The organism is Cypionkella sinensis, from assembly GCF_042646385.1.
Taxonomy (GTDB): domain Bacteria; phylum Pseudomonadota; class Alphaproteobacteria; order Rhodobacterales; family Rhodobacteraceae; genus Cypionkella; species Cypionkella sinensis.
Genome location: NZ_JBHRTO010000001.1, coordinates 503,429 through 523,006 on the forward strand (window position 1 = coordinate 503,429; position 19,578 = coordinate 523,006).

Consider the following 19,578-nt stretch of genomic DNA (forward strand, 5'->3'; position numbering starts at 1 on the left):
GTTTCAGAGCCCAAATTGTCGGGTTTAGTGGCCGCGACAGGAGTGCCAAATGAAAGACACGCTAGCGCCTGCCAGCCCCGTAATCGAAGCCCGCAACCTGCAACTGGTGTTCACCACCAATGACGGCCCGGTGCAGGCGCTCAAGGATGTGAACCTGACCATCAACAAGGGGGATTTTGTTTCCTTCATCGGCCCAAGCGGCTGTGGCAAAACCACGTTCCTGCGCGCGATTGCGGCTTTGGAACATCCGACGGGCGGCACCTTAACCGTCAACGGCCTGACGCCGGACGAGGCCCGCAAACGCCGCGCTTATGGTTATGTGTTTCAGGCGGCGGGGCTCTATCCTTGGCGCACGATTGCGGGGAATATCCGGCTGCCGCTTGAAATCATGGGGTTTTCCAAGGCGGATCAGCAAGAGCGGGTGGATCGCGTGCTGGAACTGGTCGAACTCAAAGGCTTCGGCAAGAAATTCCCATGGCAGCTTTCTGGGGGGATGCAGCAGCGCGCCAGCATCGCCCGCGCGCTGGCGTTTGATGCTGACATTCTGCTGATGGATGAACCCTTTGGTGCGCTGGATGAAATCGTGCGGGATCGGTTGAACGAGGAGGTGCTGAAGCTTTGGGCGCGCACCGGCAAGACCATCGGCTTTGTCACCCATTCCATCCCCGAGGCGGTGTATCTTTCCACCAAGATCGTGGTGATGTCACCGCGCCCCGGCCGGATTACCGATGTGATCGACAGCCCCTTGCCGAAGGAACGCCCGCTCGACATCCGCGACAGCCGCGAATTCATCGAGATCGCCCATCGCGTGCGTGAGGGCCTGCGGGCGGGGCATGCCGATGATTGAGGCGGTGAAACTGCTTGTGTTGTGCGCGGCGCTGGCAAGCCCAGCTTTGGCTGAGACCGAGGTGGATGCCTACGGTTTGGGCAGCAATCCGCCGGTGCCCGAGCAATGGACCAAGATCAACGAAGACCTCTCGATCCGGGCGCGGGTCGTCCATAACAATACGGGGGCCTTGGCCGATGTGGTCAAGCGTGCCGAGGTGTTGCGGCTGGAGGTTGCATTTTTCGCGCGCGAAGGTGCTGCCGACCGGGATGTGTCGCTGACCTGCAAGGTGGCGTTTCTGGATGCCGAGGCTGCGCGCTCGGACCCGGTGGTGAACGCGCCCTGCTACAAGGGGCGGCTGTCGGACGCAGCAGGCAAGTTTCAACCGATTGATCTGGATGTCAAATTCCGTCCAGTCGCCAGCGATCCGGCGGGCACGAGCGCGGTGACGATCCGGGTGGATGACGTGGTGATCAAGGATGGCGTGACGCTGTGGCCCACCTATGATTGGCAGGGGGGCACGCGATGAGTTTGATAACTCTGGCTTGGCTTGCGGCCTCGACCGCCGTGTTCGTGGCTGCCAATGGCGTGCTGAAAACCTATGCCCAGCAAGGCGGGCTGTGGGTTCTTGCGGGGGCGCTCGCGCTGTTCTGCCTTGGCAATACGCTGATGGTGCAGGTGATGCGCGGCAATGGCTTGGGCGTGGCGATTGCGCTTTCGGTGGTGTTTCAGCTGGTGGCGATCACGGCGATGGCGGTGGTGGTGTTTGGCGAGCGACCCAGCCCGCTGCAACTGGCGGGGATGGCCTTGGGCGTGGTGGCGGTGCTGATGATCGCATGGCCGGGGGGGCAGGCATGAGGATTTCCGGCAATGCTTGCGAGTGGTGGCCTGCGGCGCAAGATGAGTATTTTTGCCAAGATGAAGCGGGGGCGTGGTGCGTAAATTCCTTCCGATAGTCACCGTGCTGCTGATCATCGTCGGCGTCTGGTATGCGGCGGCGATCAAGATGAACGCGCCATGGGCCTATGACCAGGCTGCGCGGGCGGAAGCTGCGGCACCCACATTGGCTGCGTTGCCGGGGTTGACGCTTAATCAGGATCGCCCGGTCTTGCCCAGCCCGCATCAGGTCTTCAGCGAATTGGCGAAATCGACCTTTGGCTTGGCGCCGAGTTCTAAAAAGTCGCTGGTCTATCACGCTTGGGTGACACTTTCGGGCACGCTTTTGGGCTTTGCGGTTGGCACGGCTTTGGGTGTGTTGTTGGCGGTCGGTATCGTTTACTCCCGCGCGATGGATATGAGCGTGATGCCTTGGGCGATTGCCAGCCAGATGGTGCCGATCATCGCACTGGCGCCGATGCTGGCGGTGGTGATGAACGCCGTGGGGGCGACGCCGCTGATGACCAAGGCGGTGATCTCGGCTTACCTTTCGTTCTTCCCGGTGGTGGTGGGTATGGTGAAGGGGTTGCGCAGCCCGGATGCGATGCAGCTTGATCTGCTGCAAACCTATGCCACGCCGGGGCAGGCGGTGTTCTGGAAGTTGCGGCTGCCGTCCTCGATGCCGTATTTCTTCGCCAGCGTGAAGGTGGCGATTGCCGCCAGCCTTGTCGGCGCGATTGTGGCCGAGTTGAACCAGCAGGCGGGCCTTGGCGCGCGGTTGTTGCAGGGGTCTTACTATGGCCAGACCACGCAGATCTGGGCGGCTTTGTTTCTGTCGGCGATCTTGGCGGCGGTGCTGGTGATGCTGGCAGGCCGGATCGAGCGCGGCGTGCTGCGGCAGATGGGGATGGCGCGATGAGCTGGCTTCTGGACCCTCGGCTGTGGTGTTTGCTGGCGTTCTGGGCTGGCGCGTGGTTGCTCAATGCTGAATTGTCGAAGCTGCGCGCGCCTTGGGTGCGCTATGCGGTGCCCTTGGTGTTCGGGCTGGCGGTGCTGCTGCTGTGGCAGGCGGGCGTTACGGCGTTTGGCGTCAACAAGATCATCCTGCCGCCGCCCAGTGACGTGATCGCGCGGATCGGCAACAGCGGCCCGACACTGTGGGCTGATGTGGTGCAAACCTTTTTCAAGGGCGCTTTGAGCGGCTATGCCATCGGCTGCACCGCAGCGCTGCTGACGGCTATTGCGATTGACCGCTCGCCCTTCCTGCAAGCAGGCTTGTTGCCTGTTGGCAATTTCGTCGCGGCTCTGCCGATTGTCGGGATCGCGCCGATTTTGGTGATGTGGTTTGGCTTTGATTGGCAATCGAAAGCTGCGGTTGTGGTGGTGATGGTGTTCTTTCCGGTGCTGGTGAACACGATTGCAGGGCTTGCGGCCAGCGACTCGATGCAGCGCGATCTGATGGCGACTTATTCGGCCAGCTACTGGCAAACGCTGTTCAAACTGCGCCTGCCTGCGGCGATGCCGTTTATCTTCAACGGGCTGAAAATTGCGACAACTCTGGCGCTAATCGGCGCGATTGTTGCTGAATTTTTCGGCAGCCCTATCGTGGGCATGGGTTTCCGCATCGTGGCCGAGGTTGGCCGCTCGAACCCGGATATGGTTTGGGCCGAGATTGCGGTGGCGGCTTTGGCGGGATCGGCGTTCTATGGGCTGGTCGCGCTGATTGAGAAACGGGTGACGTTCTGGCACCCGTCACAAAGAACTTAAAACAGGCCCAAAACCGGGCTGCAACTTGGAGGTTGAGAATGAAAAAGCTACTGACGTCGGCGCTGTTTCTGGCTTTTGCCAGCGGCGCACAGGCAGCCGATGATGTCACCCTGCAACTGAAATGGGTCACACAGGGCCAGTTCGCGGGCTATTATGTCGCCGCGGCGAAAGGCTATTACGAAGAAGAGGGCCTGAACGTCACCATTCTGCCCGGTGGCCCCGATGTGGCCCCGACCCAAGTCATCGCCGGCGGTGGTGCGGATGTGGTGATCGACTGGATGCCGTCGGCTTTGGCTGCACGCGAAAAGGGTCTGGCGCTGGTCAACATCGCACAGCCGTTCAAATCCTCGGGCATGATGCTGACCTGCCTCAAGGAATCCGGCGTTGCCACCCCGGCGGATTTTCCGGATAAAACCTTGGGCGTCTGGTTTGGCGGCAACGAATATCCGTTCCTGAACTGGATGAACAAGCTGGGGCTGAAAACCGATGGCTCTGCCGGTGGTGTCACCGTGTTGAAACAGGGTTTCAACGTGGATCCGTTGCTGCAAAAGCAGGCGGCTTGCATCTCGACCATGACTTATAATGAATACTGGCAGGTGATTGATGCCGGTGTGAAGCCGGAAGATCTGGTGACCTTCAAATATGAAGATGAAGGTGTGGCGACGCTGGAAGACGGTCTTTACGTGATGGAAGACAAGCTGAAAGATCCGGCCTTTGAAGACAAGATGGTGCGGTTCGTGCGCGCCTCGATGAAGGGCTGGAAATATGCCGAAGCCAACGGTGACGAGGCCGCGCAGATCGTGATCGACAACGATGCGACCGGCGCACAGACCATCGAGCATCAAAAGCGCATGGTGGCTGAGATCGGCAAGCTGACCGCTGGCAGCAACGGTGCTTTGGACGAGGCTGATTACAAGCGCACCGTGGCGGCGCTGATGTCGGGTGGGTCGGACCCGGTGATCACCAAAGAGCCGGAAGGCGCTTGGACGCATGTGATCACCGACAAAGCGCTGCAATAAGTCTTTGGTTTGGTGAGAGAAACGGGCGCGGGGGCAACCTCGCGCCCGTTTTGTTTTGCGTATCGGCATTTCCGCAATGGCACAATCAGGATGGTCACAACTGACACCGACACACCCCGCCGCCCCGGACTTGATCCGGGGCCTCAGGGCGGCAGGTTGAGTCCCCGGATCAAGTCCGGGGCGGCGCAGGAGTGGATTGCCGCCTGTCGGTTGTAAACTTTTCCATTCTCTGTAAATCTTGCGCCCACAGCAGGAGTTACGCCATGCCCATCTCTGCCCTGACCGGAAGCCGCCTGCGTGAGCGGCGCGTGGCTTTGGGCTTGCGGCAGGCTGATCTGGCTGAAACCGTGGGCATTTCGGCCTCTTACCTGAACCTGATCGAACACAACCGCCGCCGCATCGCCGAGCCGTTACTGCAACGGCTGGCCGAGGCGTTGGGCCAGCCGCTGCAAAGCTTTCACGAAGGCGTCGGCAGCGCTGTGATTGACGATTTGCGCGCCGCCGCCGCCCGCTTGCCTGGGGCAGAGATTGATCGGAGCGAAGATTTTGCCACCCGCTTTCCCGGCTGGGCCGCCACCGTGATCGGCCTGCACCAGCGTGTTGCGGGGCTGGAACGCGCGCTTGAGGCGATGAACGACCGCATGAGCCACGACCCGCATCTGTCTGCGAGCCTGCATGAGGTGCTGTCCGCCGTGGCTTCGGTGCGCTCTACCGCCGCCATTCTTGCCGAGACGCAGGATATCGAACCGGAATGGCAGGCGCGGTTTCTGGGCAACCTGCAAGGCGATAGCAAGCGGCTGGCCTTGGGGGCCGAGGCGCTGGTGCGGTATCTGGATACAGCAGGGCAGGCCGATGAACAGGGCCTCGCCTCGCCGCAAGAAGAACTGGAAGCGTGGCTTGCCTCGAATGATTGGCAGGCGGCGGACCCGCGTGGGCTGGCCTCGGCAGCGGCGCGGCAGATGGCGGCAGGCTGGCTGGCGCAGGCGGCGCGTGATCTGGCGGCCTACCCGGCAGTGGGTTTTGTGCAAGCCCTGGCCGAACTCGGGCCCGACCCGGCAGCGCTGGCGGCGCGCTTTGGCGGCGATGTGCTGGCCGCCTTTCGCCGCATCGCGCTGCAGCCCGGCGCGCGGCTGGGGCTGGTGGTTTGCGATGCCTCTGGCACTTTGACGTTCCGCAAGCCGATTGCAGGCTTTGCCTTGCCGCGCTTTGGTGCGGCTTGCCCGCTCTGGCCCTTGTTCAGCGCGCTTGCCCGCCCGATGACCCCGATTGAGACGGTGATCGAAACCGCAGGCCCCGCGCCAGAGCGGTTTCGCGTGCGGGCCTTCTGCCAGCCGCATTTCCCGCAAGGCTTTCGCGGCCCGGAACTGCGTGAGGCGGCAATGCTGATCCTGCCCGAAGTGGGGAGGGTGGGAGAGGCCTTGGCCATCGGGTCGAGTTGCCGGATCTGTCAGCGCGTAGAGTGCCCGGCGCGGCGGGAGCCTTCGATTTTGTCGGGGTGAGCGGGGCAGGTGTCGGAGCCTCCGGCGGGAGTATTTAAGCCAAGATGAAGTTGCGCGGGGGTGGCTTCCTTTTGACAGGGGGCGGCTTTGCGCCGATAGTCGCCTGCGGGGGGACGTGATGCGCAAGGTTTTGCTGATCGAGGATGAGGCGAATATCGCCGAGGCGTTGCGATTTATCCTGTCACGCGATGGCTGGGAGGTCTCGGTCGTGTCGGATGGCGCGCGCGCACTGGCCGAGGTGGAGCGGCTGCGCCCCGATCTGGTGATCCTTGATTCGATGCTGCCGGGGATGAGTGGGCTGGAGATTTTGACCGCCCTGCGCGCGGATGCCGCCAACGCCACCCTGCCGATCCTGATGCTGACCGCCAAGGGCCAGTTGCGCGACCGCGAGGCCGCCGAGCGCGCCGGGGTGTCGGCCTTCATGAGTAAGCCGTTCGACAATTCGGAAATCCGCGCCAAGGTGCGCGATCTGCTGGGGGCCTGATGCGTCGCCCGCGTGCCCCGTTGTTTCTGGCCCGCGCCGTTTACCGCCAGCGCCGCCTGCGTGACGCCGCGCGGCTGCTGCCGCTGGTGGGGTTGTTTCTGCTGCTGTTGCCGCTGATGTGGAGCGATGCCGCGGGCGCGGGGCGGCTGGCGGTTTATGTCTTTGCGGTCTGGGCCTTGCTGATCGGCCTTGCCGCCTATCTTGCCCCCGGCCTCGCCCAACCCGAAGCCGATGCGCCGCCCGAGGACGCCTGATGCCGTTCAATGTGCTGGTGCTGACCTGTCTGGCTTATGTGGCGGCGCTGTTTCTGGTGGCGTTCTGGGTGGAACGGCGGGCCTCGCGCGGTGAGATGCGCTTTCTGCGCTCGCCTCTGGTCTATACCCTGTCGTTGTCGATCTATTGCACGGCTTGGACGTTTTACGGCGCGGTGGGGTCGGCTGCGCGCACGGGGCTGGAGTTTCTGACGATCTACCTTGGCCCGACGCTGGTGTTCATCGGCTGGTGGTGGGTGCTGCGCAAACTGGTGCGGATCGGGCGGATGCAGCGCGTCACCTCGATTGCTGACCTGATCTCCAGCCGCTACGGCAAATCGAACCTTTTGGGCGTGCTGGTCACGGTGATCGCGGTGGTGGCGGCAACGCCTTATATCGCGCTGCAACTGCAATCGGTAACGTTGTCGTTTTCGGTTTTTGCGCAGACCACACCGGAAGCTTGGGCGATGCCCGACCGCGATGCCACCGCAATCTGGGTCGCCGCTGGCCTTGCGCTGTTCACCATCCTGTTCGGCACCCGCAATCTGGATGCCAAGGAACAGCACCACGGCATCGTCATGGCCATCGCCGCCGAGGCCGTAGTCAAGCTGGTGGCGCTGCTGGCGGTGGGGATTTTCGTGGTCTGGGGCCTTGGCGGTGGCCCCGTGGCTATGATCACGCGGATTGAGGCCTATACCGATCCGAACTGGGCGATCCAGCCCGGCCGCTGGGGCGGCTTGATCTTTTTGTCGGCTGCTGCCGTGATCACCTTGCCGCGGATGTTTCAGGTGATGGTGGTCGAGAATATCGACGAAACTCACCTTGCCCGCGCCTCATGGGCGTTTCCGGCCTATCTGTTTCTGATCAGCCTGTTCATCCTGCCCATCGCCCTGATCGGCATGCAGCGGATGCCGCCCGGATCAAACCCCGACATGATGGTGCTGACGCTTCCGTTGCGCGAAGGGCAGGGGGGGCTTGCGCTGCTGGCCTTCTTGGGTGGGTTTTCCTCGGCCACTTCGATGGTGATCGTCGAGACGATTGCCTTGGCCACGATGGTCTCAAACCACATCCTGATGCCCGCTTGGCTGCGGCTGCGCCCGCAGGCCGCTGCGACAGGTGATCTGCGCGGCACCATCCTGCTCTCGCGGCGGGTGTCGATCATCGGTGTGCTGGCGCTGGGGCTGGAGTATTTCCGCCTTTCCGGCGGCTCTGCCGCGCTGGCGGCGATTGGCCAGATCGCCTTTGCTGGCATGGCGCAGGTGCTGCCCGCCATGCTGGGCGGCATCTTCTGGCGCGGGGGCACAAAGCTGGGCGCAATCCTTGGCCTGAGCATCGGCTTTGTCACCTGGGCCTATACGCTGTTCCTGCCGTCGTTTGGCGCAGATGCGGTGATCTCGGCCGAGGTGCTGCAACACGGCCTGTTTGGGTTGGCTTGGCTGCGTCCGCAGGCGCTGTTCGGCACCGAAGGCATGGACCCGCTGAACCACGCGATCTTCTGGTCGCTCGCGTTGAACGTTGCGGGGTATGCGGCGGGTTCGCTGCTGTCCTTCCCCGATCCGGTGGAGCGGATTCAGGGCGCGGCCTTCGTAAACGCCTTTGACGCCGAATTGCAGGCCGAGCGTTTGGGCTGGACGCATGGTCAGGCCGAACCCGAGGCGCTGCTGAACATGGCGCAGCGTATCTTGGGCGACGAAGCGGCGATTTCGTTCTTTGAGGCCGAAGCCCGCAGCCAAGGCAAGGCCGGGTTCCTGCCCGATCTGACCCCCGGTTTTCTGGCCGCACTTGAGCGTAATCTGGCAGGCTCGGTCGGTGCTGCGACCGCGCATGCCATGATCAGCCAGCTTTTCGGTCGCGCCACGGTGACGGTGGAAGACCTGATGGCCGTCGCCAATGAAACCGCGCAGATCATGGAATATTCCGCCCGGCTGGAAGATCAGCAGACCGAACTTTCCCGCACCGCGCGGCAGTTGCGCGAGGTGAACGAGAAGCTGACCCAGCTTTCGGTGCAGAAAGACGCCTTTCTCAGCCAGATCAGCCACGAGTTGCGCACCCCGATGACCTCGATTCGGGCGTTTTCCGAGATTCTGGCCGATGGCGATCTTCCCGGCCCGCGCGTTGCTGAATACGGCCAGATCATCCATACCGAGGCCCGCCGCCTGACCCGGTTGCTGGATGATCTGCTCGATCTGTCGGTGCTGGAAAATGGCGCGGTGCAGCTTGATCTGGGCTTGGCCCATCTGGGGCAGATGATTGACCGCGCTTTGGCCGCAGCCTCGCAGACCCGACCCGAGCGCACGTTTGACATTCAGCGCGACTATGCGACCGAGGAGATTTTTCTGCGCACCGATGCTGACCGGCTCGTGCAGGTGTTCATCAACCTGATCTCGAATGCGCGGAAATATTGCGATGCCTCTGCCCCAGTGCTGCGTATCGCGGTGCGGCAAAAGGGCGGGCGGGTGGTGGTGGATTTCATCGACAATGGCGCTGGCATCGCCAAAGACGCGCGCGGGCTGATCTTCGAGAAATTCGCGCGGCTGACGGATGATGCGCGCGCAGGCGGCGCGGGGCTGGGGCTGGCGATCTGCCGCGAGATCATGGCCAATCTGGGCGGCACTGTCAGCTATTTGCCGGGGCAGCGGGGGGCGGGATTTCGCGTCAGCGTGCCGCTGCGGATGGAAAAAACCGCCTGATGCTAACGCTTTGTTAGGGCCGCTGTGGCTAGTTTGCTGCAAGGGCGGTCCGGTCAGGGGAAGCAAGTGGCAGAAGCACAGCAAGACGGTGTCATCCGGCGCAAGATCGCGATGGCAAGGGCGCAGATGGCCGAAGGTGGGCCGGGGGCCGATCGCGGCTGGCGGTTGGCCTTGGCCCGCGCGGCGCGTGACAAGCTTTCTCTGCCGCTAGAGGTGACGGCGCTGGCGATGCAGCGGGTGTCCTTGGCGGAACTTCTGGAGCTGCCGCCTGCGCAGGCGCTGATCGCGGTGCTGCAAGGCCCCGCCGAAGGCATGGGGCTGCTGATCCTGTCGCCGCCGGTTCTGGCCGCGATGATCGAGGCGCAAACCTTGGGCAAGGTCGCGACCGCTGCCCTTGCCAGCCGCAAGCCGACCCGCACCGATGCCGCGATGGTCGCCCCGACGCTGGATGCAGCGCTGGAAGAGATGGAACAGGCCTTGGCGCAAGAGGCTGATCTGCATTGGGCGGGCGGATTTCGCTATGCCAGTTTCCTCGATGATCCGCGCCCGCTTGGGCTGCTTTTGGAAGACATTGACTACCGCGTGCTGACGGCAGACCTGTCGCTGGGCTTGGGGGCGCGACAGGGCGTGATCCTGCTTGCCCTGCCGGCTGAGGGCAAAGGCACCCTGCCGATGCCAGCCGCGCCGGGTCCAGAGAATGCCGCGCAGGCAGGGCAAGCCTTTGCACAGGCTTTGGCCGATCAAGTCGATGCCGTCAGTTGCGTGCTGGATGCCGTGGTCAGCCGGGTATCGCTGCCACTGGCGCGGGTGATGGGGCTGCGGGTGGGCGAGGTGATCACCCTGCCGCGCGCCGCGATTGACCGGATCAGCTTTGAAGGTCTGGATGGACGTGCCCTGGCGGAGGGGCGGCTTGGCCAAAATCGCGGAATGCGCGCCATCCGCCTCACCGGGGGCGAGGCTGCCGTTCCCCGCGCGATGCTGCCTGCCGCATCGAGTGAATTGCTGCGCCAGACCGGATAGCGGGCGGAACCAAACCCCAGTTCTGGCAATTTTCACTGTCGCGCAAGTGACATCCTGCACGACACGGTTTGCTTTGCCGCCGATGCGTCATCTGCGCGAGAAAGGGTCAACTCAACCCTTGTTGGCCCCGGCCGCCAAAGCGTCGATCTGATTGCGGAAGGGCTCCAGATTATAGCCAAATTGCGCGGGGGTTCCGATCAACTCATCGGTCGGTCTCTCACCCGCATTCATCAAAGCCCAGACCACCGAACAGCGATTGCCCGAGGCGCAATAGGCAAACACCGGGCCCGTCGCTGCCGCCATCGCCTGCCGCTGCACGTCGAGATTTTCCATCGTCAACGCCCCGCCGATCACCGGGTTGGCGACGAATGTCAGCCCCAAAGCCTCGGCTGCCGCTTTCATATGCGGGGTGTGCAGATGCGTCGGGATTTCACCATCGGGGCGGTTGTCGATCACAGTGGTAAAGCCAGCCGCCTTGATCGCGGGCAGGTCAGCCAGATCAATCTGCGGCGAGACGGCATAGCTGGGTGTCAGGGCGCGAATATCCATGTTGCTCCTCGGGCTGGCGGCTGCACCCTCAAGACGGCGGCGCAGGCTGGGTGCCGCGACCATACCCGCCAGCATCGCCAATAGAAAGACCAGACCGCCCGCGCCGCCAAAACTCAGCGATGCCATTGCAGGACCGGGGCAGAGGCCCGCCAAGGCCCAGCCCATCCCGAACAGGATCGAGCCGAGGATCAGGCCGCGGTCAATTTCGCGGCGGGGGGGCGCTGGCAGGGTGGCGCCCAGAAACGACCGCTGCCGCTGGGCCGCGAGCCGCCAAGCCAAAGCCATCGGCAAGATTGCCCCGCCCATCACAAAGGCCAGCGTCGGATCCCAATCGCCAAACACATCCAGCCAGTTCTGCACCTTCTGCGTGTCGGTCATGCCCGAAACCCGCAGACCTGCGCCAAATAGCCCACCCGCCAGCAAAGCAAATCCCAAGCGCCGCATCAGATCCACCCGAACAGATGCCGCAGCACCAGCATCGTGACGCCCCCGGCCAGCACATAGGCAAGGCTCGCCACGATCCCGCGCGGGGACAGCCGCGAGATGCCGCAAACCCCGTGCCCGGAGGTGCAGCCATTGGCCAGTCTGGTGCCAATGCCAACCAAGACCCCGGCGCAAAGGATCACGAGCCAGTTCGAGGTCAGGTGCGTTGTCCCGCCGATCCAGAATGACAGCAAGAACGGCACGCCGATCAATGCGGCCAGAAATGCGACCCGCTCGGCCCAATTCCCCCAGCCCGTTCCGTCCACCAGTTCGCCGATAATGCCCGAGGCCCCCATGATGCGGCCATTGAACAACAGATAAATCGCCGCAGCCGTGCCGATCATCAGCCCGCCCGCAAATCCCCAGACCCAATCCAGCATCATCACAGGCCGTTCAGCGGCACTTTAAGATAGGACAGGCCGTTGTCCTCGGGTTCGGGCATCTGGCCCGCCCGCATGTTGATCTGCAATGACGGGATGATCAGCCGCGGCATCGCAAGGGTGGCATCGCGTTTTTCGCGCAAGGCCACGAAATCTTCGCGGCTGCGCCCGGCGCCGATATGCACGTTCAGCGCCTTTTGCGCGCCGACGGTGGATTCCCAGGCATAGCTGTCGCGTCCCGGTGCCTTGTAATCGTGGCCGACAAAAATCCGCGTGGCATCGGGCAGCGCCAGAATCCGCTGCACGGAATCGAACATCACACTGGCCGAACCGCCGGGAAAATCGCAGCGCGCCGTGCCGAAATCGGGCATGAACAGGGTGTCGCCCACGAAAGCCGCATCGCCCGCCACATAGCTGAGGCAAGCAGGCGTGTGGCCGGGGGTGTGCATCACGTCGACGCGCAGTTGCCCGACCATCAGGCTGTCGCCCTCGCGGAACAGCCGGTCAAACTGGCTGCCGTCGCGGGCAAAGCGGGTGCCTTCGTTGAACACCTTGCCAAAGGTTTCCTGCACCACTTTGATCTGATCGCCGATGCCGATTTGTCCGCCCAAAGCCTCTTGGATATAGGGGGCTGCCGAGAGATGATCGGCATGGACATGGGTTTCCAGAATCCATTGCAGATCAAGACCCTCGGCACGGATATAGCTGATCACCGCATCGCCCGAGCGCGTATCGGTGCGCCCCGAGGCATAGTCGAAATCCAGCACGGAATCGATCACCGCACAGGCACGTCCGTTCGGTTCGCGCAAAAGGTACGTGATGGTGTTGGTGGCCTCGTCGAAAAAGGCGTGAACGTCGGGGTGCATCGCAATCTCCTCGGTCGGGTTGCCCCCAAGATAGGCGCGCCGGGCACGCATCACAATAACGGAATGTATTTTCGGGCGTTGGGTTGATTTGCATCAACGCGCGCCCCCGTCGCGCGGCTTAGGGTGGTTGAAGTCAGGAAAGGACAGCGCGTGATGTTTGACACCGGCCAAAAGGCTTTGTTGCAGCGCAGATTGCAAAGTTTGACGCAGCGGCTGAGCGGGATTTCGACCGAATTGGACGGCGCACATTCGCAAGACTGGGAAGAGCTTGCGACCGAGCGTGAGGGCGATGAGGTGTTGGAAGGCATTGGTAATGCTGGTCTGGCGGAAATCCGGCGGATCGAGGCGGCTTTGGCGCGCATTGAGGCGGGCAGCTATGGCGTCTGTGTGCGGTGTGGCGACAGCATTGCAGCGGATCGGCTGGAGGTTTTGCCTGACACACCGTTTTGCAGCACTTGTGCTGCCGAGGAGGTAACAAGATGAAAGCCCATGCGATCCACGACCTGCCCAATGACATGCTGACGGCGGCCCTTTCGGCGCAGTCGATGGGCTTGACCCTGTTGTTGGCCGAGATGCGCGCGCTGAGCGAAGTTATGCCGGGGGTTATCGTCGGCAAACCTTTGGTCAGCGCCCATGTCGAAGCCACCGAGGAAGCGGATTTCGACAATATGCCGGTCTAAGGCGCGCGGCATCTGCCACCGCGTGCAGGTTGGCATTGCCAATGCGTTCACATCGCCGCTTAATGCAGCAGTGGTTTGGTGGAGCGGTAGATATGGACGGCAAGGCCCTGACGGACGCGGTGCGTGTCGAACGCCGAGGCGCTGTGCTGGTGCTGATCCTGGCGCATCGTCCGGTGAACGTGCTGTCGCAGCAGTTGCGCGCGATGTTGTCGGCGGCGCTGACCGAATTGGCCGCAACCGATCTGGCGGCAGTGGTGATCGCTTCGGATCTGGCGGCGTTTTCGGCTGGGGCGGATTTGTCGGAACTCGGCAAAGGGGCGACTTCGCCGCGCATGTCTGACCTGTGCTTGCAGATCGAGAACTTCCCAAAGCCGGTGATTGTGGCGCTGAATGGCAGCACCTTGGGGCCGGGGTTGGAGCTGGCTTTGGCAGCGCATGGTCGCATCGCAGCCCCCACCGCACAGCTTGGCTTGCCCGAGATTGGCTTGGGCTTGGTGCCCGAAGCGGGGGCGACGCAGCGGTTGCCGCGTCTGGTGGGGGCGGCGGCGGCGTTGAAGCTGATGCTGGAGCCTGCACCGATCAGCGCGGCGCAGGCGCTGACCATCGGCTTGGTGGATGAGGTGGTTGAGGGTGATCTGCGGGCGGCGGCCTGCGCCATGGCCGAGCGGATGGCTGCCGCCTTGAAGGGTGCAGCACCGCTGAAAACCGCGGATCGCCGCGATGGTTTGCGCGATGGCAAGGGTTATCAGGCTGCGGTTGCGGCGGCGCGCGCGCTCTATGCGGTCTCGCCGTTGCCCGCACCTTTGCATGTCGTTGCCTGTGTCGAGGCGGCGCAGCTGTTGCCGCTGGAGCAGGGGCTTGCGTTTGAGGCTGCGGCTTATGAGACGTTGTCCGCAACCCCGCAAGCGCAGGGCTTGCGCCATGCGTTTCAGGCCGAACGGCGCGCGATCCTGCCACCTGTGGCTTTGGCGCGCAGCGCTGCGGGCAAGCTGGACAGCCTTGCTGTTTTGGGTGCGGCTGATCCGGCGGCGGCGGTGGTGTTGCAGGCGCTGGCGGCGGGTTTGCGCGTCAGTTTGGTTGAGCCTGCCCGTGATATGTTGGTGACGGCGCTGCAGAAAATCGCGGCCCAGCAAGAGGCCGCCGTGGCCGAGGGCCGCTTGACGCCTGAGGCGCGCGATGCCGATTGGGCGCGGCTGAGCACGGGTTCGACGTTGGGCGGTGCGGTTGATCTGGTGCTGAACAACGCCGATGCGCCGCCCGCGCTGGAAGATGCCAGCATTCCGGTGATCGCGCTGGGCGCATTGCCAGCGCGCGGGGCGGGCACGCGGGTTGGCATCAGTGCCGCCCTTGCCACCGGATTGGTGGCTGAATTGGCGGCGGGCGTCGATGCGCCTGTGGCCACGCAGGCGATGGGGTTGGCCTTGGCGCGGCGGCTGGGGTGGAAGCTGGTGTTTACCGGGCCGGGTGGCCCGATTGACCGCCGCCTGCGGGCTTCGCTATCGGCGGCCATCGCGCAGCTTGAAGCCGAGGGGCTGTCGCGGCCGGTGATCGGGGGCGCGCTCGCCTCGTTCGGGATGGGCGTGTCGCCGCGTGGCCCTTTGCCTGCACCGCCGCCTGAGGCAAAGCGGGTGCTGGACGCTTGCCTTGCGGCGATGGCCAATCAGGGCGCCCGGATGATCAGCGAGGGCTTGGCGCGCAGGCCGCTGGATGTTGATGCGGCGGCGGTGCTGCATGGCATTTTCCCGCGTTGGCAGGGAGGGCCGATGTTTCAGGCCGACAAGCGCGGCCTGCTGGTGCTGCGCGCCGATCTGCGCAAGCGGGCCGAGGCTGCGCCGCAGATTTACGCACCAGATCCGCTGTTTGATCGGTTGATCGCGGATGGCCGCGACCTTGCCGCGCTGAACCGCAGCGATTTGACCGCTTAGGCCAGAATAACCCCGACCACCACCATGATCAGCCCCAGAAACGACACCGCCAGCGCGCCCATGTTCCAGGCCACCACGCGCTGCATGGCGGTGCGGGCCTGATCGTCGGGCAGTGCCTGCCGTTTGATGCCCAGCACCAGTTTGATGCACCAGCCCAGGCCTACGATGCCCAAAAGCGTCAGCGCGGTTCCGATCCAGATCACGATGTGCATCTTTGCCCCCTATAAATCCGGCTCTGCGGTAACGCCCTTGGCAAAGCCTTGCAAGCCTTCACGCGCTGTGCTTGATCCTGCGCGACCAGCCCTATAGGACCAGCGCCATAGGAAAAGCCAAACCCAAATCAGAAGAGCCCCCGCCATGAATGATGTAACCGCCGCCTATTCCGTGACCGCTGACGAGCTGCGCCAGTTCATCGAGCGCGCCGAGCAGCTTGCGTCCGAAAAGAAGGACATCGCCGAGCAGGAGAAAGAGCTGTTTGCCGAAGCCAAGGGTCGCGGCTATGACACCAAGGTGATGCGCAAGGTGATCGCGCTGCGCAAGCGCAAACCAGATGAGATTGCCGAAGAAGAAGCGATCATCGACATGTATAAAGCCGCGCTTGGGATGCAGTAACCTCAGGGTCAAAACCGGCCATATTGGCTATTCCCAACTGGGAATGACTTGTGCCCAAGATGCCACGCACCACAGGATGTTGATGTGCGTGGCGCTCTGCCCCGGATTTGGGGCATGATTTGCCGCCCAGCGTCGTGAAATTGCTGGCCTGCAGCACTGCAGCGGGTGGTTACGGCGCGATGAACTGCACACCCGGCATATGGGCGATGCGGTAGACATCTTCCTCGTAAAGCGCGGTCAATTCCTCGACGGTGGCTTCGGTCCAGCCGGGCATCGAGACTTCGGTGTTGATGCGGTCGGGCAGTGCAAACTTATCCAGAAACGCCGAGACGATCTTGCGCCACTGCATCGTCGATGCGGGCGGATGGCTTTCAAGATAGCTTTGCAGCCGTGACAGACCTTCGCCTGACATCAGCGTGGCCAGCAACTCGTTTTCGCCTTCCAGCACCACGTCTTCCGGCAAACCCGCCACCGCGCGCAACACTTCGGGCCAGATCAGCGGCGTGTCTTCATCGCACCAGATCGTCAGCGGCGTGCCGGGGTTCAGTGTCAGGATGCGCTGGACCACTTCGGACCAGTGCAACTGATAGATGTCAGCCTTGCCGATAAAATCGTCATAGGTCTTGTTCGGCAGCTTGGCCAGCAGAGCGGGCAGGAAGGTGGCCGGGTTGCGGATGGCCAGATGAAACTCTGCCTCGATCTCGGGGAAAATCTGGCTGAAGGCCCGCACACGTTCGCCCGCCGCCGGGTAAAGCGTGCCGTCCAGCGCCCAGGGGGCCAGCGACAAAAAGCTGTCCCATGACAGGATCATGCGGTCGGCGACATCTTCTTCCATGATCTTGTCAAGGATCAACGCCTGCGTGTCACGGCTGGCCGCACTGCCTTTAAGTTGAATTGCCGTATCACGCAGCAGGTTGCGGTAGCGTTTCGGTCCCGGCACCACGATGCCATGTTCGGCCAGCACTTCGCGGTTTTTCAGAAGACATTTCAACAGCCGCTCTTCATCGGTGAAGTGCGCGCCAAGGTGATAGACGATCCGCATTGGGGGGTGGCCTGCCTGCTTGTTCTTGTTGCAGCAACTATAGTGGGTTTTCTTTACAGGGAAATAGCTTTCCGCTATCTGGCGCGGATGATGCCTTTGCAAAACAGTCGGAAATCGGGCCTGCTTCGGCGGATCACTGCGCTGCGGCTGGATATCTGGTCGCTTGGCGCAATGCTGGTGGGCGGTATCGTGTTGGTGCCGATGCTGGCGGTGGTGTGGATTGCGTTTCATCCGACCGAGAATATCTGGCCGCATTTGTTGTCGACCGTTTTGCCGCGCTATTTCACCGCCACTTTGCGGATGATGCTGGGCGTGGGTGTGCTGTCGGCGGCGATGGGGGCGGGGGCTGGGTGGCTGGTGGTGATGTATCGCTTTCCGGGCAGCCGCAGCTTGGATTACCTGTTGCTGTTCCCGATGGCGATTCCGGCCTATGTCGGGGCCTATGCGCTGGTGGATTTTCTGGATTACGCAGGACCGTTGCAGATCGCTTTGCGCGCGACCTTTGGCTGGCACAATGCGCGCGACTACTGGTTTCCGGAAATCAACTCGGAACCTGCGGCCATCGTGGTGCTGTCGGCGGCGCTTTATCCTTACGTTTACTTGATGACCCGCGCCGCGCTGCGCGAGCAATCGGGGGCAAGCTATGAGGTGGCGCGATCCTTGGGGCTGGGGCCGATGGCGATGTTCTGGCGGCTGGGTTTGCCCTTGGTGCGTCCGGCTATTGCCGCGGGGGTGGCGCTGACGATGATGGAGACGGTGGCGGATTTCGGCACAGTGTCGACCTTTGGCGTGCAGACGCTGACGACCGGCGTATTTTCCACCTGGCTGAACGGCGGCAATGCCGGGGGGGCAGCGCAGTTGGCCGGGGTGATCCTGTTGCTGGTGCTGGTGCTGCTGAGCGTCGAGCATCTGGGCCGCCGCAATGCGCGCTTTCACCGTCCGTCGCGGGCGACGCGGCCGGTCAGCCCGGTTGCGCTGGTGGGTTGGCGGGCGTGGTCTGCCACTGCGCTGTGTCTGGTGCCTTTCCTTTTGGGCTTTGCGCTGCCGACCGGGGTGATGTTGGGCCATGCCCTCGCCAAGCCGCAGATGTGGCTGGCACCGGGGCTGCTGCAGGCCGCACTGAACACGGTGATCGTGGGCGGCATTGCTGCGGTGCTGACGGTGTCGGCGGCGTTGTTTCTGGTTTACGGCGTGCGGATGGCGGGGCGGACGCTGGCGCGTACCGTGCTGCCGGTGACGACGCTGGGCTATGCGATGCCGGGGGCGGTGTTGGCGGTGGGGCTGCTGGTGCCCTTGGCGGCGGTCGATCACCGCGTGGCCGATCTGGTGCTGGCGGTGACGGGGCAAGACCCCGGCCTGATGCTGACAGGCACCGCCGCCGCGATCGTGCTGGCCTATGTGGTGCGGTTCTTTGGGATCGCCCAGGGCGCAGTGGATTCGGCCTTTGGGCGGATTTCCCCGTCCCTGCCGCTGGCGGCGCGCAGCCTTGGGCGCGGGCAGGGCGGCACCTTGCGAGATGTCTATTTGCCCCTGATGCGCGGCTCGGTGCTGACAGCGCTGCTGTTGGTGTTTGTTGAATGCGTCAAGGAATTGCCTGCCACCTTGCTGCTGCGCCCGTTCAATTTCAACACCTTGGCCACCCGGGTATATGAGTTGGCCAGCCTTGAACGCATCGGCGAAGGCGCCCCCGCTGCGCTGATCGTCACCGCCATGGGGCTGGCGGCCGTGGCCCTGCTGGTACGCGCCACAAGATAACTCAGCGCGATAACCCCCTTGCACCGCACCGCGCCTGCCGATATTTGGATGCAACTGCCCTTATAGCTCAGCTGGTAGAGCACCTGATTTGTAATCAGGGGGTCGCGGGTTCAAGTCCTGCTGGGGGCACCATCTTTCTGTAACCAAGACAATGGATTGCGCTGGCGATCTTTACGCGGGCCAGAGTCGCTTTTGCTGCTGCCGGACGGATTGCGGATGCGATGCTGCTGATAAACCTATGCGTGTGAGTTTGGCGCGCCGCGTAGCTGCAACCTTCGGCTGTATTTCGGTGGCGAAATGCCGCTTATTGCGCTGCGCGGATGCTTGCCGCTGGAACCAGATGAAGTGGCACGGCGTTTTGCCGGGGTAGGTCGGCAAACTCGCCGCTCAATTGCCCCAGCGACAAAGGAGACCGTGATGGAATGGAACCGGATCGAAGCCAAGTGGTATGAAATGGCGCGCCGTATGCACAATCTTCAGCCCAAGGCGCGCGCGCACTCTGATGCGACCCAAGACGAGCTGAACCAGCCGGAAACCAAGGTGATGAAGATCGCCGAAGGTTACGCTAAAGACGGGAACAAAGCACGCGCCGCCATCTGATGCCTGCGCAGTTTTCCTCGGCTTGGACCGATACAGCGCCGATCCGTTCTGATTTGTTCGGGACAGAACGGCTTGAGCATCATGCGGAAACGTTGGCCGCAGCGCATAAAATCGCCAGCAAACCGCTAAAAGTGCCAAACTTGTCTGACCGCTTGGTTGATAATGTGCAGGTGCTGTTGGATGCATATCGAAACTGCGCCGAGGTGTCGTACCGTGGCCAGCCCGTGTCGCCGGCTGCGGAATGGCTGTTGGAC

Annotated in this window: 22 protein-coding genes, 1 tRNA gene and 1 pseudogene; 18 read left to right on the top strand and 6 right to left on the bottom strand. The window is 63.0% G+C overall.

Annotated features, from left to right (window positions below; translation table 11 throughout):
• Positions 1-49 precede the first annotated feature (49 nt).
• From ACFOGH_RS02490 to ACFOGH_RS02540, 11 genes are all read left to right on the top strand, one after another.
• Positions 50-847: an ABC transporter ATP-binding protein gene (locus tag ACFOGH_RS02490; protein WP_380071470.1), complete on the top strand. Its 798-nt coding sequence runs from the start codon at positions 50-52 to the stop codon at positions 845-847.
• Positions 834-1,355 (top strand): hypothetical protein, encoded by a 522-nt coding sequence (locus tag ACFOGH_RS02495; protein ID WP_380071471.1) that lies wholly within the window; start codon positions 834-836, stop codon positions 1,353-1,355. The genes ACFOGH_RS02490 and ACFOGH_RS02495 overlap by 14 nt, the downstream gene beginning before the upstream one ends.
• Positions 1,352-1,684 (top strand): hypothetical protein, encoded by a 333-nt coding sequence (locus tag ACFOGH_RS02500; protein ID WP_380071472.1) that lies wholly within the window; start codon positions 1,352-1,354, stop codon positions 1,682-1,684. Before ACFOGH_RS02495 ends, ACFOGH_RS02500 begins: the two co-directional genes overlap by 4 nt.
• A gap of 76 nt (positions 1,685-1,760) precedes the next feature.
• Complete coding sequence (locus ACFOGH_RS02505; protein WP_380071473.1) at positions 1,761-2,621, top strand: ABC transporter permease; 861 nt, start codon at positions 1,761-1,763, stop codon at positions 2,619-2,621.
• A complete protein-coding gene (locus ACFOGH_RS02510; RefSeq protein ID WP_380071474.1) occupies positions 2,618-3,469 on the top strand; it encodes an ABC transporter permease in 852 nt (283 codons plus the stop codon). Before ACFOGH_RS02505 ends, ACFOGH_RS02510 begins: the two co-directional genes overlap by 4 nt.
• A 38-nt stretch (positions 3,470-3,507) precedes the next feature.
• Positions 3,508-4,488, top strand: coding sequence for an ABC transporter substrate-binding protein (locus ACFOGH_RS02515; RefSeq protein WP_380071475.1), 981 nt, complete (start codon positions 3,508-3,510; stop codon positions 4,486-4,488).
• Positions 4,489-4,751: 263 nt separating this feature from the next.
• Positions 4,752-5,987 carry a helix-turn-helix domain-containing protein gene (locus ACFOGH_RS02520; protein WP_380071476.1) on the top strand — a complete coding sequence of 412 codons (1,236 nt, stop codon included), beginning with the start codon at positions 4,752-4,754 and terminating at the stop codon, positions 5,985-5,987.
• A 118-nt stretch (positions 5,988-6,105) separates the two neighbouring features.
• Positions 6,106-6,471, top strand: a complete 366-nt coding sequence (locus tag ACFOGH_RS02525) for a response regulator transcription factor (protein WP_380071477.1) — start codon at positions 6,106-6,108, stop codon at positions 6,469-6,471.
• Complete coding sequence (locus tag ACFOGH_RS02530) at positions 6,471-6,725, top strand: hypothetical protein (RefSeq protein WP_380071478.1); 255 nt, start codon at positions 6,471-6,473, stop codon at positions 6,723-6,725. Before ACFOGH_RS02525 ends, ACFOGH_RS02530 begins: the two co-directional genes overlap by 1 nt.
• Complete coding sequence (locus ACFOGH_RS02535; protein WP_380071479.1) at positions 6,725-9,412, top strand: ATP-binding protein; 2,688 nt, start codon at positions 6,725-6,727, stop codon at positions 9,410-9,412. The genes ACFOGH_RS02530 and ACFOGH_RS02535 overlap by 1 nt, the downstream gene beginning before the upstream one ends.
• Positions 9,413-9,478: 66 nt before the next feature.
• On the top strand, positions 9,479-10,432 hold the full coding sequence (locus tag ACFOGH_RS02540) for a FliM/FliN family flagellar motor switch protein (RefSeq protein ID WP_380071480.1): 954 nt from the start codon (positions 9,479-9,481) through the stop codon (positions 10,430-10,432).
• A gap of 111 nt (positions 10,433-10,543) precedes the next feature.
• Here ACFOGH_RS02540 and ACFOGH_RS02545 read toward each other — a convergent pair whose 3' ends face one another.
• From ACFOGH_RS02545 to ACFOGH_RS02560, 4 genes and pseudogenes are all read right to left on the bottom strand, one after another.
• Entirely contained in the window at positions 10,544-10,981 is a 438-nt protein-coding gene (locus ACFOGH_RS02545) for a TIGR01244 family sulfur transferase (protein ID WP_380073954.1), read from the bottom strand.
• A gap of 15 nt (positions 10,982-10,996) precedes the next feature.
• A pseudogene (locus ACFOGH_RS02550) lies at positions 10,997-11,425 on the bottom strand (DUF6691 family protein); the annotation flags it as partial.
• A complete protein-coding gene (locus ACFOGH_RS02555) occupies positions 11,425-11,847 on the bottom strand; it encodes a YeeE/YedE family protein (RefSeq protein ID WP_380071481.1) in 423 nt (140 codons plus the stop codon). The gene ACFOGH_RS02555 and the pseudogene ACFOGH_RS02550, both read right to left, overlap by 1 nt.
• Positions 11,847-12,710 carry an MBL fold metallo-hydrolase gene (locus tag ACFOGH_RS02560; RefSeq protein ID WP_380071482.1) on the bottom strand — a complete coding sequence of 288 codons (864 nt, stop codon included), beginning with the start codon at positions 12,708-12,710 and terminating at the stop codon, positions 11,847-11,849. The genes ACFOGH_RS02555 and ACFOGH_RS02560 overlap by 1 nt, the downstream gene beginning before the upstream one ends.
• Positions 12,711-12,863: 153 nt before the next feature.
• On the opposite strand from ACFOGH_RS02560, the gene ACFOGH_RS02565 reads away from it, so the two are divergent.
• The 3 genes from ACFOGH_RS02565 (at position 12,864) to ACFOGH_RS02575 (ending at position 15,315) form a co-directional block, all read left to right on the top strand.
• On the top strand, positions 12,864-13,193 hold the full coding sequence (locus ACFOGH_RS02565) for a TraR/DksA family transcriptional regulator (RefSeq protein WP_380071483.1): 330 nt from the start codon (positions 12,864-12,866) through the stop codon (positions 13,191-13,193).
• On the top strand, positions 13,190-13,390 hold the full coding sequence (locus tag ACFOGH_RS02570) for a hypothetical protein (protein ID WP_380071484.1): 201 nt from the start codon (positions 13,190-13,192) through the stop codon (positions 13,388-13,390). The genes ACFOGH_RS02565 and ACFOGH_RS02570 overlap by 4 nt, the downstream gene beginning before the upstream one ends.
• A 62-nt stretch (positions 13,391-13,452) precedes the next feature.
• Positions 13,453-15,315 (top strand): enoyl-CoA hydratase-related protein, encoded by a 1,863-nt coding sequence (locus tag ACFOGH_RS02575; RefSeq protein ID WP_380071485.1) that lies wholly within the window; start codon positions 13,453-13,455, stop codon positions 15,313-15,315.
• On the opposite strand, the gene ACFOGH_RS02580 is transcribed toward ACFOGH_RS02575, so the two are convergent.
• A complete protein-coding gene (locus ACFOGH_RS02580) occupies positions 15,312-15,527 on the bottom strand; it encodes a hypothetical protein (protein WP_380071486.1) in 216 nt (71 codons plus the stop codon). The two genes, ACFOGH_RS02575 and ACFOGH_RS02580, sit on opposite strands and share 4 nt — an antisense overlap.
• 145 nt (positions 15,528-15,672) lie before the next feature.
• Here ACFOGH_RS02580 and ACFOGH_RS02585 point away from each other — a divergent pair, with 145 nt between their 5' ends.
• On the top strand, positions 15,673-15,927 hold the full coding sequence (locus ACFOGH_RS02585; protein WP_380071487.1) for a DUF2312 domain-containing protein: 255 nt from the start codon (positions 15,673-15,675) through the stop codon (positions 15,925-15,927).
• Between the two features lie 169 nt (positions 15,928-16,096).
• On the opposite strand, the gene ACFOGH_RS02590 is transcribed toward ACFOGH_RS02585, so the two are convergent.
• A complete protein-coding gene (locus tag ACFOGH_RS02590; RefSeq protein ID WP_380071488.1) occupies positions 16,097-16,969 on the bottom strand; it encodes a hypothetical protein in 873 nt (290 codons plus the stop codon).
• 87 nt (positions 16,970-17,056) lie between these two features.
• On the opposite strand from ACFOGH_RS02590, the gene ACFOGH_RS02595 reads away from it, so the two are divergent.
• From ACFOGH_RS02595 to ACFOGH_RS02605, 3 genes are all read left to right on the top strand, one after another.
• Positions 17,057-18,724, top strand: coding sequence for an ABC transporter permease (locus ACFOGH_RS02595; protein WP_380071489.1), 1,668 nt, complete (start codon positions 17,057-17,059; stop codon positions 18,722-18,724).
• 56 nt (positions 18,725-18,780) lie between these two features.
• Positions 18,781-18,856: transfer RNA gene (locus ACFOGH_RS02600), tRNA-Thr, on the top strand.
• Positions 18,857-19,021: 165 nt separating this feature from the next.
• On the top strand, positions 19,022-19,324 hold the full coding sequence (locus ACFOGH_RS02605) for a hypothetical protein (protein WP_380071490.1): 303 nt from the start codon (positions 19,022-19,024) through the stop codon (positions 19,322-19,324).
• The last annotated feature ends 254 nt before the right edge of the window (positions 19,325-19,578 follow it).